This is a genomic window from Streptomyces sp. NPDC053750 (assembly GCF_044544295.1).
Classification (GTDB): Bacteria; Actinomycetota; Actinomycetes; order Streptomycetales; family Streptomycetaceae; genus Streptomyces.
In genome coordinates, this window is record NZ_JBITXB010000002.1 from 160,395 (window position 1) to 176,378 (window position 15,984).

12 protein-coding genes and 2 riboswitches are annotated in these 15,984 nt (G+C 70.3%); of the genes, 3 read left to right on the forward strand and 9 right to left on the reverse strand.

What is annotated here, in order from left to right; translation table 11 throughout:
* Window positions 1-173: 173 nt before the first annotated feature.
* From ACIGO6_RS06125 to ACIGO6_RS06135, 3 genes are read left to right on the forward strand one after another with little or no spacing between them, the layout of a single operon-like run.
* Complete coding sequence (locus tag ACIGO6_RS06125; protein ID WP_399872004.1) at window positions 174-1,682, forward strand: MmgE/PrpD family protein; 1,509 nt, start codon at window positions 174-176, stop codon at window positions 1,680-1,682.
* Complete coding sequence (gene prpB / locus ACIGO6_RS06130; RefSeq protein ID WP_399872007.1) at window positions 1,682-2,590, forward strand: methylisocitrate lyase; 909 nt, start codon at window positions 1,682-1,684, stop codon at window positions 2,588-2,590. The genes ACIGO6_RS06125 and prpB overlap by 1 nt, the downstream gene beginning before the upstream one ends.
* A gap of 32 nt (window positions 2,591-2,622) precedes the next feature.
* On the forward strand, window positions 2,623-3,759 hold the full coding sequence (locus ACIGO6_RS06135) for a bifunctional 2-methylcitrate synthase/citrate synthase (protein WP_399872010.1): 1,137 nt from the start codon (window positions 2,623-2,625) through the stop codon (window positions 3,757-3,759).
* Window positions 3,760-3,766: 7 nt separating this feature from the next.
* On the opposite strand, the gene ACIGO6_RS06140 is transcribed toward ACIGO6_RS06135, so the two are convergent.
* The 9 genes from ACIGO6_RS06140 to aceA form a co-directional block, all read right to left on the reverse strand.
* Complete coding sequence (locus ACIGO6_RS06140) at window positions 3,767-4,651, reverse strand: THUMP domain-containing protein (protein WP_399872013.1); 885 nt, start codon at window positions 4,649-4,651, stop codon at window positions 3,767-3,769.
* A gap of 27 nt (window positions 4,652-4,678) precedes the next feature.
* Complete coding sequence (gene nrdF / locus ACIGO6_RS06145; RefSeq protein ID WP_078889100.1) at window positions 4,679-5,701, reverse strand: class 1b ribonucleoside-diphosphate reductase subunit beta; 1,023 nt, start codon at window positions 5,699-5,701, stop codon at window positions 4,679-4,681.
* A 34-nt stretch (window positions 5,702-5,735) separates the two neighbouring features.
* Window positions 5,736-7,904, reverse strand: coding sequence for a class 1b ribonucleoside-diphosphate reductase subunit alpha (nrdE, locus tag ACIGO6_RS06150; protein WP_399872016.1), 2,169 nt, complete (start codon window positions 7,902-7,904; stop codon window positions 5,736-5,738).
* A complete protein-coding gene (gene nrdI / locus ACIGO6_RS06155; protein ID WP_399872018.1) occupies window positions 7,901-8,341 on the reverse strand; it encodes a class Ib ribonucleoside-diphosphate reductase assembly flavoprotein NrdI in 441 nt (146 codons plus the stop codon). Before nrdI ends, nrdE begins: the two co-directional genes overlap by 4 nt.
* Window positions 8,342-8,514: 173 nt before the next feature.
* Window positions 8,515-8,736: riboswitch (cobalamin riboswitch) on the reverse strand.
* A 64-nt stretch (window positions 8,737-8,800) separates the two neighbouring features.
* Window positions 8,801-9,127 (reverse strand): hypothetical protein, encoded by a 327-nt coding sequence (locus ACIGO6_RS06160; protein ID WP_399872020.1) that lies wholly within the window; start codon window positions 9,125-9,127, stop codon window positions 8,801-8,803.
* A gap of 87 nt (window positions 9,128-9,214) precedes the next feature.
* Complete coding sequence (gene metE, locus ACIGO6_RS06165) at window positions 9,215-11,533, reverse strand: 5-methyltetrahydropteroyltriglutamate--homocysteine S-methyltransferase (RefSeq protein WP_399872023.1); 2,319 nt, start codon at window positions 11,531-11,533, stop codon at window positions 9,215-9,217.
* 190 nt (window positions 11,534-11,723) lie between these two features.
* A riboswitch (cobalamin riboswitch) is annotated at window positions 11,724-11,875 on the reverse strand.
* Window positions 11,876-12,110: 235 nt separating this feature from the next.
* Entirely contained in the window at window positions 12,111-12,980 is an 870-nt protein-coding gene (locus ACIGO6_RS06170) for a 3-hydroxybutyryl-CoA dehydrogenase (protein ID WP_399872026.1), read from the reverse strand.
* A complete protein-coding gene (gene aceB, locus ACIGO6_RS06175; protein ID WP_399872029.1) occupies window positions 12,977-14,569 on the reverse strand; it encodes a malate synthase A in 1,593 nt (530 codons plus the stop codon). Before aceB ends, ACIGO6_RS06170 begins: the two co-directional genes overlap by 4 nt.
* A gap of 96 nt (window positions 14,570-14,665) precedes the next feature.
* Complete coding sequence (gene aceA / locus ACIGO6_RS06180; protein WP_399872031.1) at window positions 14,666-15,955, reverse strand: isocitrate lyase; 1,290 nt, start codon at window positions 15,953-15,955, stop codon at window positions 14,666-14,668.
* Between the last annotated feature and the right edge of the window lie 29 nt (window positions 15,956-15,984).

A 15,984-nucleotide genomic window follows, 5' to 3' on the forward strand; every position in this document is an offset into this window, starting at 1 on the left:
TCCGGGAGCCCCTGCCTGCGAAGATAGCATTCGCCGTCTTCGCAGGATTCGCAGATTCGCAGCTCCGGGATGTACGGATTCCGCAGACTGGAAAGGTGGCACGGCCACCTCGCAGCGGGCACCGTCGATCACACCAGCACCGGCCTGACCGTCCGCACCCCACGAGGAGTCCCGTGATCGAGCACCACGTCCGTGTCCACCCCAGCGCCGACCGGCTGCCACGCGAGGAGCAGCTCGCCTGGAAGCTGGCCGCCGTGGCCACCGGCACCGACGACCTGGACACCGACAGCGCGGCCATGGCGGTCAACCGGGTGATCGACAACGCCTCCGTGGCCGTCGCGTCCCTGCTGCGCCGCCCGGTCGCCGTCGCCCGCGCCCAGGCCACCGCCCACCGCGCCACCGCCCCCGGTGCCTCCGTCTTCGGCAGCCGCGCCCGCGTCTCCCCGGAGTGGGCCGCCTGGGCGAACGGCACCGCGGTCCGCGAGCTGGACTTCCACGACACCTACCTGGCCGCCGACTACTCCCACCCCGGCGACAACATCCCGCCCCTGCTCGCCGTGGCCCAGCACACCGGCCGCCCCGGCGCCGACCTGCTGCGCGGAGTCATCGCCGCGTACGAGCTCCACGTCGCCCTGGTCAAGGGCATCTGCCTGCACGAACACCGCATCGACCACGTGGCCCACCTCAGCGCCGCCACCGCGGGCGGCCTGGGAGCGATGCTGCGGCTGCCGACCGAGACGGTCTACCAGGCCATCCAGCAGGCCGTGCACACCACCACCGCCACCCGGCAGTCCCGCAAGGGCGAGATCTCCAGCTGGAAGGCGTACGCCCCCGCCTTCGCCGGCAAGGCCGCCATCGAGGCCGTCGACCGCGCGATGCGGGGCGAGACGTCCCCCTCGCCGATCTACGAGGGCGAGGACGGGGTCCTCGCCTGGATGCTGAACGGTCCGGAGTCGGACTACACAGTCCTCCTGCCCGAGCCCGGGGAGGCGCGTCGCGCCATCCTCGACACCTACACCAAGGAGCACTCCGCCGAGTACCAGGCGCAGGCGATCATCGACCTCGCCCGGCGGCTGCGGGAGAAGGCCGGACCGCTGCGGAACGTGCGCTCGATCGTCCTGCGCACCAGCCACCACACCCACCACGTGATCGGCTCGGGTGCGAACGATCCGCAGAAGTACGACCCATCGGCCAGCCGGGAGACGCTCGACCACTCGGTGCCGTACATCTTCGCCGTCGCGCTGGAGGACGGGACCTGGCACCACGAGCGTTCCTACGCCCCCGAGCGCGCGCGGCGCCCGGAGACCGTCGAACTGTGGCGGAAAATCACGACGGTCGAGGACCCGGAGTGGACCCGCCGCTACCACGACCCCGACCCGGACCGCCGCGCCTTCGGCGGACGCGCCGTGATCACCCTCGACGACGGCTCGGTGATCGAGGACGAACTCGCCGTCGCCGACGCCCACCCGGCCGGCGCCCGTCCCTTCGACCGCACCGGCTACGTCGGCAAGTTCCGCACGCTCGCCGAGGGCGTCGTCACCGAGTCCGCGCAGAAGGCGTTCCTGGACACCGCCGCCCGCCTCGCGGAGCTGTCGGCGGCCGATCTGGACGGCCTCTTCCCGGCCGTCGACACCGACGCCGTCGCCGCGTACGACGCGAGCCTGCCGAAGGGACTGTTCTGATGGCGCTGCACACCCGGACCACACCCGCCGAGCGCCGCCGGACCTTCCGCGAGCAACTGGCCTCGGGCCGGCTGCTGCGCATGCCGGGCGCCATCAATCCGCTGTCCGCCCGCCTGATCCAGGAGACCGGCTTCGACGCCGTCTACCTGTCCGGCGCGGTGCTGGCCGCCGACCTCGGTCTGCCCGACATCGGCCTGACCACCTCCACCGAGATCGCGGCCCGTGCCCAGCAGACGACCCGCGTCACCGACCTGCCCGTCCTCATCGACGCCGACACCGGCTTCGGTGAACCCATGAACGCGGCCCGCACCGTCCAGCTCCTGGAGGACGCCGGCCTGGCCGGGCTGCACCTGGAGGACCAGGTCAACCCCAAGCGCTGCGGCCACCTGGACGGCAAGACGATCACGCCCCGGGAGGAGATGGTCCGCCGGATCCGGGGCGCCGTCGACGCCCGCCGGGACCCGGACTTCCTGCTGATGGCCCGCACCGACGCCCGCTCGGTCGAGGGCCTGGACGCCGCGATCGACCGGGCCAGGGCGTACGTCGACGCCGGCGCGGACGCGATCTTCCCCGAAGCCCTCGCCGACGTCTCCGAGTACGAGGCGTTCCGCAAGGCCGTCGACGTTCCGCTGCTCGCCAACCTCACCGAGTTCGGCAAGACGCCTCTCCTCGACACGGCCACCCTGAAGAACCTCGGCTACAACATCGCCCTGTACCCCGTCACCCTGCTGCGCCTCGCGATGGGGGCGGTCGAGGACGGGCTGCGCACCATCGCCGCAGAGGGCACCCAGGAGTCCCTGCTGCCGCGCATGCAGACCCGCTCCCGTCTGTACGAACTCCTCGGCTACGAGGAGTACTCGGCCTTCGACTCGGCCGTCTTTGACTTCACCCTCCCGCCCGGCAACTGACCCGGCACCTGACCCACGAAGGCAGGCACCCCATGACCACCACCGCGCCCGGGATCCACCGCGGTCTCGCCGGTGTCGTCGTCGACACCACCGAGATCTCCACCGTCATCCAGGACACCAACTCCCTCACCTACCGCGGCTATCCCGTCCAGGACCTCGCGGCCCGCCGCTCCTTCGAGGAGGTCGCCCACCTGCTCTGGTACGGCGAACTCCCCGACGAGGAGCAGCTCCGCGACTTCCAGGCCCGTGAACGCGCCCTGCGCCCCCTGGACCGCACCACACTGGAACTGCTCACCCGGCTGCCCGAGACGTGCCACCCCATGGACGTCCTGCGCACCGCCGTCAGCTTCTTCGGCGCCGAGGACCCCACCGAGGACGACGGCAGCCTCGCCGCCAACCGCGCCAAGTCCCTCACCCTGCTCGCGAAGCTGCCCACGGTCGTGGCCGCCGACCAGCGCCGCCGCCGTGGCCTCGCCCCGATCCCGCCCGACCCGTCCCTCGGGTACGCCGAGAACTTCTTCCACATGTGCTTCGGCAGCGTGCCCGACCCGGACGTGGTCCGCTGCTTCGAAATCTCCCTGACGCTGTACGCCGAACACAGCTTCAACGCCTCGACGTTCACCGCCCGCGTCGTCACCTCCACCCTCTCCGACCTCTACAGCGCGGTCACCGCCGCGATCGGCGCCCTCAAGGGACCGCTGCACGGCGGCGCCAACGAGGCCGTGATGCACATGCTGCTGGAGATCGGCGATCCGCAGCGGGCCGAGACGTGGTTGGACGAGGCACTGGCGACCAAGCGGAAGATCATGGGGTTCGGCCACCGTGTCTACAAGCACGGCGACTCCCGCGTCCCGATCATGCAGGACGCCCTGGACCGGCTGGTGGCGCGGGCCGCCGACCCCGAGGTGACCCGGCTCGCCACCCTCCACGCCGCCCTGCGCCACGCCATGGTCAACCGCAAGGGCATCCACCCGAACCTGGACTACCCGGCCGGCCTCGCCTACCACCTCATGGGCTTCGACATCCCGGTCTTCACGCCGATCTTCGTGATGAGCCGCATCACCGGCTGGACGGCGCACATCACCGAGCAGCTCGCCCACAACGCGCTGATCCGCCCGCTGGCCTCGTACGACGGCCCGGGCCAGCGGGCGGTGCCGGGCGCGGCGTGAGCACCCGTCAGACGGAGGCCGCACAGCTGTCGTCCGAGGCGGCCGGCACCTCCTCGGTGTCCGCCCCCGGACGCAGCACCTGAGCGGCGTCCAGAAGCGTCTCGACCACCTCGTCCAGGTCGAGACGCCTCTCGACGGAGTGCAGCTGCGGCAGGCCGGCGCGGGTGCTGACCCGCGGAGGTGCGAGCAGGCTGCAGCAGTCCTCGTCGGGCAGGACCGAGATCCCGGCGGTGCCGCCGTTGAAGTGAACGAAGTCGCAGGCCAGTCCGCGTCTCATGGCGCGGTGTGCGGCCACCGGTGAGTCGTAGCCGCCGGACAGCAGAACCAGCGCCCGGCCGCTGGAGCCGACGGGCAGCCCGGTCAGGCCCGGGAGGCGTGCGCGGGACACGTACGTCTCCTTGCGGTCGATCTCCACCGCCAGTACGACATCGGGCCGGGCCAGGTTCACACGCAGGCCGGGAACCCGGGCCAGGACCCTGGCCCCGACGTGCGCGTCCACCTGGGACGAGGTCAGCGGGAACTGCTTGTCCCGCCGTCTGGTCCGCACGGAGAACGTGGCCCTGTGCGGGACGTCGGCCAGCGCGTCCACGGCCGCCGCCGTGATGGCCTCCAGCTCGCTGGGCACCCGCACGGCCGGCTCCACCGAGTTGAAGCCGATCACCCTGCGCGCCCGCTCCAGCAGAGCCTCCTGGGGCACCTGGCCGCCCAGTACGGTCACGTTCTGCGCGGTCTTGATCCACGTCGAACCGCCGATTCCGCGCAGTGCGAGCCGCAGGTTGTCGTGCAGCCGCTCGGTGAAGAGGTGGCGGTTGCGGCCCTTGAGGAAGATCTCGCCGTGCTTGAGCAGCACACACGAGCCCTGACGGTCGGGCGCGCCACGGGGAGCGGGCACACTGGGTGTGTCGGACACGGCAACCTCTCAGAAGTCCCAGTCGTCGTCGGCGGTGTCCTCCGCCTTGCCCATGACGTACGAGGAGCCGGACCCGGAGAAGAAGTCGTGGTTCTCGTCCGCGCCGGGCGAGAGCGCCGCGAGGATCTCCGGGTTCACCTCGGTCTCCTCCGCGTCGAAGCGGGCCGGGTAACCGAGGTTCATCAGGGCCTTGTTGGCGTTGTACCGGACGAAGACCGCCACGTCGTCCATGAGCCCGAGCGGCTCGTACAGCTCGCCGGAGTACTGGAGCTCCAGCTGGTACAGCTTCTCCAGCAGGTCGTACGTGAACGTCCGCATCTCCTCCTGCCCGGCGGCGTCGAGCTTCTCGAGACCGCGCTGGTACTTGTAGCCGGAGTAGTAGCCGTGCACGGCCTTGTCGCGCAGGATCAGCCGGATCATGTCGGCGGTGTTGGTGAGCAGGGCGTGGGTGGAGAAGTGCAGCGGGAGGTAGAAGCCCGCGTACAGCAGCAGCGAGGACAGGAGGGTGGAGGCGACCTTCCGCTTCAGCGGGTCGTCGCCGTAGTAGTACTCCAGGACCGTCTTGCAGCGCTGCTGGAGGACGTCGTTGTCCACGGCCCAGCGGTAGGCGTCGTCGATCTCCGGGGTCGTGGAGAGCGTCGAGAAGACCGAGGAGTAGCTGCGGGCGTGCACGGCCTGCATGAAGGCGATGTTGGTGTAGACGGCCTCCTCGTGCTCGGTGCGGGCGTCCTGGATCTGGACGATCTCGCCGACCGTGGCCTGCACGGTGTCGAGCATGGTCAGGCCGGTGAACACCCGCATCGTGAGCGTGCGCTCCTCGGCGGTGAGCTTCTGCTGCCAGTCCTTGAGGTCGTTGGACAGCGGGACCTTCTCGGGCAGCCAGAAGTTGGCGGTGAGCCGGTTCCAGACCTCCAGGTCCTTCTCGTCGGTGACGCGGTTCCAGTTGACCGGCCGGAGCCGGGCGGCCGGGTCGTGGCGGTAGGAGGGCGGCGTGACCGACAGCTCGGTCGGTGCAGGGGGAGTCGTGGTCATGGTGCGTGCTTCCAGAAGGTGGGGGAGGGCGGGGTCACAGGGTGCAGGACAGGCAGTTCTCGATCTCGGTGCCTTCGAGGGCCTCCTGGCGCAGCCGGATGTAGTAGAGGGTCTTGATGCCCTTGCGCCAGGCGTGGATCTGCGCTTTGTTCAGGTCGCGGGTGGTGGCGGTGTCCCGGAAGAAGAGGGTGCAGCTCAGGCCCTGGTCGACGTGCTGGGTGGCCGCCGCGTAGGTGTCGATGATCTTCTCGTAGCCGATCTCGTACGCGTCCTGGAAGTACTCCAGGTTGTCGTTGTCCATGTGCGGCGCCGGGTAGTAGACGCGGCCGAGCTTGCCCTCCTTGCGGATCTCCACCTTGGAGGCGATCGGGTGGATGGAGGCGGTCGAGTCGTTGATGTAGCTGATGGAGCCGGTGGGCGGTACGGCCTGGAGGTACTGGTTGTAGATGCCGTGCTCCCGCACGGACTCCTTCAGCTCGCGCCAGTCGGCCTGCGTGGGCAGGGCGATCCCCGCATCGGCGAACAGCTTCCGTACCCGCTCGGTGGCCGGCTCCCAGACCCGCTCGGTGTACTTGTCGAAGTACGAGCCGTCCGCGTACGCCGTGTTCTCGAAGCCGTCGAAGGCGGTGCCGCGCTCGATCGCGATCCGGTTCGACGCGCGCAGGGCGTGGAAGGCGACCGCGTAGAAGTACATGTCGGTGAAGTCGACGCCCTCCTCGCTGCCGTAGTGGATGCGCTGCGAGGCGAGGTAGCCGTGCAGGTTCATCTGGCCGAGGCCGATGGAGTGGGACAGGTCGTTGCCGTGCGCGACGGAGGGCACGGCGTCGATGTTCGACTGGTCGGAGACGGAGGTGAGTCCGCGCACCGCCGTCTCGACCGTCGCGCCGAGGTCGGGGGAGGCCATCGCGGCGGCGATGTTCAGTGAGCCGAGGTTGCAGGAGATGTCCCGGCCGACCGTCTCGTAGCCGAGCGAGACGTCGTAGGTGCTGGGGGTGTTGACCTGGAGGATCTCCGAGCACAGGTTGGACATGTTGATCCAGCCCGGGATCGGGTTGGCCCGGTTCACCGTGTCCTCGAACAGCAGGTACGGGTAGCCGGACTCGAACTGCAGCTCCGCGACGGTCTTGAAGAACTCGCGGGCACTGAGCGTGGTCTTGCGGATGCGCGGGTTGGCGACCATCTCGTCGTAGTGCTCGCTCACCGACAGGTCGGCCAGCGGCCTGCCGTACTCGCGCTCCACGTCGTAGGGCGAGAACAGGTGCATGTCCTCGCTGCGCTTGGCGAGCTCGAAGGTGATGTCCGGGACGACCACGCCCAGCGACAGGGTCTTGATGCGGATCTTCTCGTCCGCGTTCTCCCGCTTGGTGTCCAGGAACCGCATGATGTCCGGGTGGTGGGCGTGCAGGTACACCGCGCCCGCTCCCTGCCGCGCGCCGAGCTGGTTGGCGTAGGAGAAGGAGTCCTCGAGGAGCTTCATCACCGGGACGACACCGGAGGACTGGTTCTCGATCTTCTTGATCGGCGCCCCCTGCTCGCGCAGGTTCGTCAGCAGGAGCGCCACGCCGCCGCCGCGTTTGGAGAGCTGGAGCGCGGAGTTGATGCCGCGTCCGATGGACTCCAGGTTGTCCTCGACGCGCAGCAGGAAGCAGGAGACCAGTTCGCCGCGCTGGGCCTTGCCGGCGTTGAGGAAGGTCGGGGTGGCCGGCTGGAATCGGCCGGTCATCATCTCGTCGACGAGCCGCGAGGCGAGGGTTTCGTCGCCGGCACCCAGGAACAGGGCGGTGGCGACGACTCGGTCCTCGTAGCGCTCCAGGTATCGGGAACCGTCGAAGGTCTTGAGCGTGTACGACGTGTAGTACTTGAACGCCCCGAGGAAGGTGCGGAAGCGGTGCTCGTGCGCGTACGCCTGCCGGTAGAGGTCCTCCAGGAACTCCCAGCGGTAGCGCCGGATCGGGGCTTCCTCGTAGTAGTCGTTCGCGATCAGGTAGTCGATCTTCTCCTTGAGTGACCCGAACTCCACGGTGTTCGGGTTCACGTGCTGGAGGAAGTACTGCCGTACGGCTTCGCGGTCCTGGCCGAACTGGATGTTGCCGTCGCAGTCGTACATGTTCAGCATGGCGTTCAGCGCGTGGTAGTCCTTGCGCGTGCCGACCGACTCGCGCTGCGCCGCGGGGGCCGTGACCGCCGTGGTGAGGGTGCTCATGCCGCCTGCCGCTCCGTCGTCCGCCTGGTTGACGAGTGTCGTGTCCAAAATTCCTGCAGCCCTTCCCTCACGGCGCGGACGTCGCGGTCCGTGCCCAGCAGTTCGAATCGGTACAGCTCCGGGACCCGGCACTTCGCCGAGATCACCCGGCCGGCCAGGCAGTAGTCGGCGCCGAAGTTGGTGTTGCCGGAGGCGATGACTCCGCGCAGCAGCAGCCGGTTGGCCTCGACGTTGAGAAAGCGGATCACCTGCTTGGGCACCGCGCCCGCGCGTTCACCACCGCCGTAGGTCGGCGTGATCAGCACATACGGATCGGTCACCTGTGGCATGCCCTCGCGACGCGGGTGCAGGGGGATGCGCGTGGCCGGCAGGGCCAGCTTCTCCACGAAGCGCCTGGTGTTCTCCGAGACGCTGGAGAAATACACGAGACCGCTCATCGGCCGCCGTCTCCTCTCGTTCGTTCCCGTCCGTGCCCGAGGACCGGGAGGGGAGGAGCGGCGCGGGACGTGCGGCGGGACACCGGGTGGCGGAGTAAACCTATGCGCCTCGCCCGGGGCCGTGCGTCTGCCACCTGGCCCTCCCTCGGGGCCTCGGAGCGCGCACACCGCTGTCCGGCGTGCGCACCGGTGGCAGGTCTTCGGACTCGCGGGCGTGTCTCGTGCGTACGAGACCCCTACTGGCCGTCGCTTCCCGGGCCCGGCATCCGGACCCAGTGCCTGTGACGGCGGTCGTTCCCACTCACCGCTGCGGGGCAGTCCCGGTCTTTCACCGGGTTCCCTCTTGCGACGCCGAACACAGCAGTGCCCGGCGAACCACCAGCACCGCCAACACTACATCTAGAACCGGGTGGGTGTGCACACCCCAGATGTTGTGTCGTGATGAGGAATTAGGTATACCTAAGTTCGAGTACGGTCGGACGAGTGCCGACCTTTCGGAGCCCGCCCTGACCCGACGACGCCGCGTACGTGCCGGGCCCGTCGGCGCATCTCCGCGATCAGGGGCGACGAGGTCTCGCGTGACCCGTCCGTGTCTGCGGTGTCGAGTGCCTCGGCCACGGTGTCCAGGAACTCGCTCAGGTCGGTCAGGGTGTCGCGCAGCATGCGCAGCTTGGCGGTCTGGCTGCCGAGCTGTCTGCGCATGGCCAGCAGGCTTTCGAACTGCTTCTCGGGCACGGCGATCATGGGTTTGCCGTCCACGACGACCTGCCGCGGTTTGCCGGGCACTGAGGGTCCGCCTTCCTGCCTTGGTTGTGGCGGTGCTCTCGGAAGGGCCGGGGCGCCTGTGGCGTCCCGGCCCACTGCCTTCTCCGGTCAGGAGGCGGGCAGTTCGCTCCGGACGGTGCGGGCGGCGGCGACCAGGTTCTCCAGCGAGGCCCGGGTCTCGGGCCAGGCGCGGGTCTTCAAGCCGCAGTCGGGGTTGACCCACAGCCGCTCGGCCGGGATCGCCTTGAGGCCGGTGCGCAGCAGGTCAGCGGCCTCGTCGGCGCTCGGGACGCGCGGGGAGTGGATGTCGTAGACACCGGGTCCGGCCTCGCGAGGGTAGCCGTGGGCGGCGAGTTCCCGGGCTACCTGCATGTGGGAGCGGGCGGCCTCCAGGCTGATGACGTCGGCGTCGAGGTCGTCGATCGCCTGCACGATGTCGCCGAACTCGGCGTAGCACATGTGGGTGTGGATCTGGGTGTCCGGACGCACCCCGCTCGTGCTGAGCCGGAACGCCTCGGTCGCCCACGCCAGATAGGCATCCCGGTCGGCCGCCCGTAGCGGCAGGGTCTCGCGCAGCGCGGGCTCGTCCACCTGGATGACCGAGGTGCCGGCCGCCTCCAGGTCGTTCACCTCGTCGCGCAGAGCCAGGGCGACCTGGCGGGCGGTGTCGCCGAGGGGCTGGTCGTCCCGGACGAAGGACCAGGCCAGCATGGTGACCGGTCCGGTGAGCATGCCCTTGACGGGCCGGTCGCTGAGCGACTGGGCGTACGCGGTCCAGCGGACGGTCATCGGCTCGGGGCGGGAGATGTCGCCGGCCAGGATCGGCGGGCGGACGTACCGGGTGCCGTAGGACTGGACCCAGCCGTGCTGGGTGGCCAGGTAACCGGTGAGCTGTTCGGCGAAGTACTGGACCATGTCGTTGCGTTCGGGCTCGCCGTGCACCAGGACGTCGATGCCGGTCTTCTCCTGGAAGGAGATGACTTCCTGGATCTCTGCCTTGATGCGCTCCTCGTACCCGGCGGTGTCGATGCGCCCGGCACGCAGGTCGGCGCGGGCGGTGCGCAGTTCGCCGGTCTGCGGGAAGGAGCCGATGGTGGTCGTGGGCAGCAGGGGCAGCCTGAGGTGGGCGCGCTGGGCGGCGGTCCGTTCGGCGTATGGCTGGGAGCGGCGGGCGTCGGCGTCCGTCACGGCCGCGGCGCGGGCCCGCACCGAGGGGTTGCGGGTGATCGGCGAGCTCGCGCGGGAGGCGAGGTCGGCGCGGTTGGCGGAGAGTTCGCCGGTGATGGCGTCGGTGCCCTGGGCGAGGCCCTTGGCGAGGGTGACGACCTCGGCGGTCTTCTGCTGGGCGAAGGCCAGCCAGCGCAGGATCTGCGGGTCGACGTCCTTCTCCGCGGACGCGTCCAGGGGGACGTGCAGGAGGGAGCAGGAGGCGGCGACGTCGACGCGGTCGGCGAGGCCGAGGAGGGTTCCGAGGGTGGACAGCGACTTCTGCAGGTCGTTGATCCAGATGTTGCGGCCGTTGACGACACCGGCGACCAGGCGCTTGCCGTGCAGCCCGCCGACGGCCGCGAGGGCGTCCAGGTTGGCGGCCGCGACGTCGGTGAAGTCGAGCGCGAGTCCCTCGACCGGGGCCTGCGCCAGGATCGGCAGTGCGTCCCCGAGCCGGTCGAAGTAGGAGGCCACGAGCAGCTTGGGCCGGTCGGTGAGAGCACCGAGGTCGCGGTAGGCGCGCTCGGCGGCGTTCAGCTCGGCCGGGGTGCGGTCCTGCACGAGGCCGGGTTCATCGAGTTGCACCCACTCTGCGCCGGCCGCGCGCAGGTCGGCGAGCACTTCCGCGTAGACGGGCAGCAGCCGGTCCAGGAGGGTCAGCGGCTCGAAGTCGGCGGGTACGCCCGGGGCGGGCTTGGCCAGCAGAAGATACGTCACGGGGCCGACCAGCACGGGCCGGGCGGTGAGTCCCTGGGCGAGAGCTTCCTTCAGCTCGCCGACCTGCTTGCCGGAGTCGGCCGTGAAGACGGTGTCGGGACCCAGCTCGGGGACCAGGTAGTGGTAGTTGGTGTCGAACCACTTGGTCATCTCCAGCGGAGCGACATCTTGGGTACCGCGCGCCATCGCGAAGTAGCCGTCCGTCGCGTCGGCCTCGACCGCGGCGCGATGCCGCTCGGGGATCGCGCCGACCATGACGGTGGTGTCGAGGACGTGGTCGTAGTACGAGAAGTCACCGGTGGGCACCTCGTGGACGCCGGCGTCGGCGAGCCGCTGCCGGTTGTTCCGGCGGAGTTCGGCGGCGGTGGCGTGGAGGGCGTCGGCGGTGACGCGGCCCTTCCAGTAGCCTTCGATCGCCTTCTTCAGTTCCCGGTTCGGGCCCTGGCGGGGGTAGCCGTACACGGTGGCCCGTGCTGCCGCGGCTGCGGACTTCGCTGTCACGGAGATCTCCTTCGCGAGATGAATCCCTGAGATCCCGGAGACGGGACGAGAGCGCGAAGGGTGTGACGGACCGGACGGACCCGACCCCGCGCGGCACTGGCGCGGTCGTTCCGTCTGGTGTGTTCGCCGACCCGCCCTCGAGGTCACCGGGATGTCCGCGCACGGATCGGTCCGCGCGCGGGCAGTTGGCAGGTCTTCGGACTCGCGGGCACGTTCTCCTGCCGGAGGACACCTACTGGCCGTCGCTTCCCAGGTCCGGTACGTCGGACCCAGTGCGTGTGACGGCGGTCGTTCCCGCTCACCGCTGCGGGGCAGTCCCGGATTCCCACCGGGTTCCCTCTTGCGACTCCCCGCCTGGCGGGCGGGGCGAACCAGCTGCTGCCGTCAGCTTACGGGGTGGCCCCGCGAAGGGAAGAGCGCCGTCCACCATGCGGGAGGCGGCGCGAGGCGTGCGGAGGGTGGCGACGGCGAGGGGCGGTGAGCGCCGCACTCGCGCTCACCGCACCTTCCCGTCGTGCCGCAGGGACCCTCACCCCTGTGGCGCCGCGGGCCCCTCGGCCCACGTCGTACCAGGCCCTCAGCCCTGGTCGTAGGTGTGGAACCCCCGGCCGGTCTTGCGGCCCAGCAGTCCCGCCTCCACCATCCGCTGGAGCAGCGGAGGCGGAGCGTAGAGGGGTTCGCGGAACTCGTCGTAGAGGGACTCGGCGATGGACGCCACGGTGTCCAGACCGATGAGGTCGGCCAGTTTCAGTGGGCCCATCGGGTGGGCGCAGCCCAGTTCCATGCCCGCGTCGATGTCGGCGGCGGTGGCGAAGCCGGACTCCGCCATCCGCACGGCCGAGAGCAGGTAGGGGACGAGCAGCGCGTTCACGACGAAGCCGGCCCGGTCCTTCGAGCGGACGACCGTCTTGCCGAGCGTGCGGGCCGCGAAGTCCTCCACCAGGGCGGTCGTCCCGGCCGACGTGTGCAGCGAGGTGACCACCTCGACCAGGGGCAGGACGGGAGCGGGGTTGAAGAAGTGCAGGCCGACGACCCGGTCCGCCCGGGAGGTGGCCATACCGAGCCGCATGACGGGCAGGGATGAGGTGTTGGTGGCGAGGACGGCTGCGGGGTCTTCGACGATCTTGTCCAGGGCGGCGAAGACCTCGGTCTTGACGTCCGGGTTCTCGACGACGGCCTCGACGACGAGCTGCCGGTCGGCGAGATCCTCCAGGTTACCGGTGAAGACGAGCCGGGCACGGGCGTCGTCGGCGGCCTCGCGGCTCAGCTTGGAGCGTCGTACGGCACGGTCCAGGGAGGCGGCGATCCGGTCCCGTGCCGCGCGGGCTGCGACCGCGTCCACCTCGCAGACCACGGTGTCCAGCCCCGCTCGCGCGCAGACCTCGGCGATCCCCGCGCCCATCTGGCCGCCACCGACCACGCCGACGCGCGTGACGCTCGCGCTCACGCCTGCACCTCCGTGCGGCGCACGAGGTGGCGGGTGTAGGCGCCTGGGGTGAAGAACAGCGGCAACTCGTGTCGCAACGCCGTCTGCTCGAAGAGCGCGCGCACGTCTTCGACGGACGTGTACGGGTACTCGGCGCCGAGCGCCGTGATCTCGTCGTCGAGGATCTGTTCCACGGTCTCGCGGTCGACGACCCGGTGCCGCAGCCACTGCCAGATCTGCACCCGGGCGATCTCGGCGGTGGCCGCGTCCTCCATCAGCCCGTCGAGGGCGACCGCGCCCTGCCCGCGCAGCCAGGCTGCGTAGTAGCGCAGCGCGACGGCGATGTTGGTGCGCACGCCGTCCATGGTGGGCGGGCCGCTGATCCGGCGCACGGACAGCAGGTCGGCCGGGGTCACCTCGACCTCGTCGCGGGTGCGGTCGAGCTGGTGGGGCCGCGCCCCCAGGACACCGTCGAACACCTCGCGGCAGACGGGGACGAGTGCCGGATGCGCGACCCAGGAGCCGTCGAAGCCGTCCTCGGCCTCGCGCTCCTTGTCCAGGCGCACCTTGGCGAGCGCCGCCTCGTTCGCGGAGGCGTCCTTGACGGGGACCTGAGCGGCCATGCCGCCGATGGCGTGGGCGCCGCGCCGGTGGCAGGTGCGGACGAGAAGCTCGGTGTACGCCCGCATGAAGGGGGCTGTCATCGTCACCTTGGCGCGGTCGGGCAGGAGGAAGTCGGTGCGGTGGCCGAAGGTCTTGATGACGCTGAACAGATAGTCCCACCGGCCCGCGTTCAGTCCCGCGCTGTGCTCGCGGAGTTCGTGGAGGATCTCCTCCATCTCGAACGCGGCGGTGATCGTCTCGATGAGCACGGTGGCGCGGATCGTGCCGCGCGGGATGTCGAGCAGGTCCTGGGCGAGGAGGAAGACGTCGTTCCACAGCCGGGCCTCGTACCTGTTCTCCAGCTTCGGCAGGTAGAAGTACGGGCCGTGTCCGGCGTCGATCTGCCGCTGGGCGCAGTGGAAGAAGTACAGCCCGAAGTCGACGAGCGCGGCGGGGACCGGGCGGCCCTCGTACTCCAGGTGTTCCTCGTCCAGGTGCCAGCCGCGCGGCCGGACCATGATGGTGGCGAGCCGGTCGCCGAGCCGGTACTCCTTGCCCTCGGGCGTGGTGAAGTCGAGCCGGCGTTCGACGGCGTCCAGGAGGGTGAGCTGCCCGCCGACGACGTTGTCCCACAGCGGTGCGGTGGCGTCCTCGAAGTCCGCCATCCAGACCTGGGCGCCGGAGTTGAGCGCGTTGACGGCCATACGGCGCTCCGGAGGCCCGGTGATCTCCACCCGCCGGTCGGTCAGGCCGGGCGCGGGCGACGCGACCTGCCAGCCGTCGTCCGCCCTGACCGCGGCGGTGACCATCGGGAAGTCGAGGGGCGAGCCCGACGCCAGTCGCAGCGCCTGCCGGCGGCGTTCCTTCATCAGGTCCCGCCGACGCGGCGCGAACGCCTCGACGAGCCTGCCGACGAAGTCCAGGGCGGCGGGGGTGAGGATCTCGTCGTGCCGGTGGCCGGGCGCGGCGAGGACACGGAGCTGCTGGGTGGGTGCGGTGACGGTCATTGGGCTCTCCTGAGAGGTGGGGCGGAGGGGGACGGGGACGGTTCGTCCCCCTCCGCCGGCGGGGCCGGCCGGACGCGTGGTGTCCGGCTCGGTGGCCTAGTGGAACTGCTCTTCCTCCGTGGACCCGGCCAACGCGGTCGTGGAGGAGGCCGGGTTGACGGCGGTGGAGACAAGATCGAAGTAGCCGGTGCCGACCTCGCGCTGGTGCTTGACGGCGGTGAAGCCCTGGGCCTGCGCGGCGAACTCCTTCTCCTGGAGATCCACGTAGGCTGTCATGCCGTGCTCGGCGTAACCACGCGCCAGGTCGAACATGCCGTGGTTGAGGGAGTGGAAGCCGGCCAGGGTGATGAACTGGAACTTGTAGCCCATGGCTCCGAGTTCACGCTGGAACTTGGCGATCTGGTCGTCGTCCAGCGCAGCCTTCCAGTTGAAGGACGGCGAGCAGTTGTACGCGAGCATCTGGTCCGGGTACCGCGCGTGGATCGCCTCGGCGAACTCGCGTGCCTGCGCGAGGTCCGGGGTGCCGGTCTCCACCCAGATCAGGTCGGCGTACGGGGCGTAGGCCAGACCGCGGGCGATGACCGGGGCCATCCCGTTCCGCACTCGGTAGAAGCCCTCCGCCGTGCGCTCGCCGGTGACGAACTCGGCGTCGCGCTCGTCGACGTCACTGGTGAGGAGATTGGCGGCGAGGGCGTCGGTGCGGGCGATGACGACGGTCGGTGTGTCGGCGATGTCGGCGGCCAGGCGGGCCGCGTTGAGGGTGCGGATGTGCTGCGAGGTCGGCACCAGAACCTTGCCGCCGAGGTGGCCGCACTTCTTCTCGGAGGCGAGCTGGTCCTCGTAGTGGATGCCGGCCGCGCCCGCCGCGATCATCGCCTTGGTCAGCTCGAAGGCGTTCAGCGGGCCACCGAACCCGGCCTCCGCGTCGGCCACGATCGGCGCGAGCCAGTCCGTGGTGTCCCCGGCGTCCTCGGCGGTGGCGATCTGGTCGGCGCGCAGCAGCGCGTTGTTGATGCGGCGCACCACCTGCGGCACCGAGTTGGCGGGGTAGAGGCTCTGGTCGGGGTAGGTGTGCCCGGCCTGGTTGGCGTCGGCGGCGACCTGCCAGCCGGACAGGTAGATCGCCTGGAGCCCGGCCTTCACCTGCTGCACCGCCTGGCCGCCGGTCAGAGCGCCGAGCGCGTGGACGTAGTCGAGCTCGTGCAGCTGCCGCCACAGCCGCTCGGCACCGCGTCGGGCCAGGGTGGCCTCCTCGCGGACGCTGCCGGACAGCCGGACCACGTCCTCCGCGCTGTAGGTGCGCTCGATGCCCTGCCAGCGCGGGTCGGTGGCCCAACGCCGTGCCAGTTCCTCGGCCGCCTGCGTGCTCGTCCTCGCGTCCGCCATGACTGTCTCCGTCTCCTTGGTCTGTACTG

Coding starts and splice junctions, on each gene's coding strand:
- prpB (WP_399872007.1), top strand. CDS start 1,682: ATGGCGCTGCACACCCGGACCACACCCGCCGAGCGCCGCCGGACCTTC.
- ACIGO6_RS06135 (WP_399872010.1), top strand. CDS start 2,623: ATGACCACCACCGCGCCCGGGATCCACCGCGGTCTCGCCGGTGTCGTC.
- nrdF (WP_078889100.1), bottom strand. CDS start 5,701: ATGACCACGACTCCCCCTGCACCGACCGAGCTGTCGGTCACGCCGCCC.
- nrdE (WP_399872016.1), bottom strand. CDS start 7,904: ATGAGCACCCTCACCACGGCGGTCACGGCCCCCGCGGCGCAGCGCGAG.
- nrdI (WP_399872018.1), bottom strand. CDS start 8,341: ATGAGCGGTCTCGTGTATTTCTCCAGCGTCTCGGAGAACACCAGGCGC.
- aceB (WP_399872029.1), bottom strand. CDS start 14,569: ATGACCGTCACCGCACCCACCCAGCAGCTCCGTGTCCTCGCCGCGCCC.
- aceA (WP_399872031.1), bottom strand. CDS start 15,955: ATGGCGGACGCGAGGACGAGCACGCAGGCGGCCGAGGAACTGGCACGG.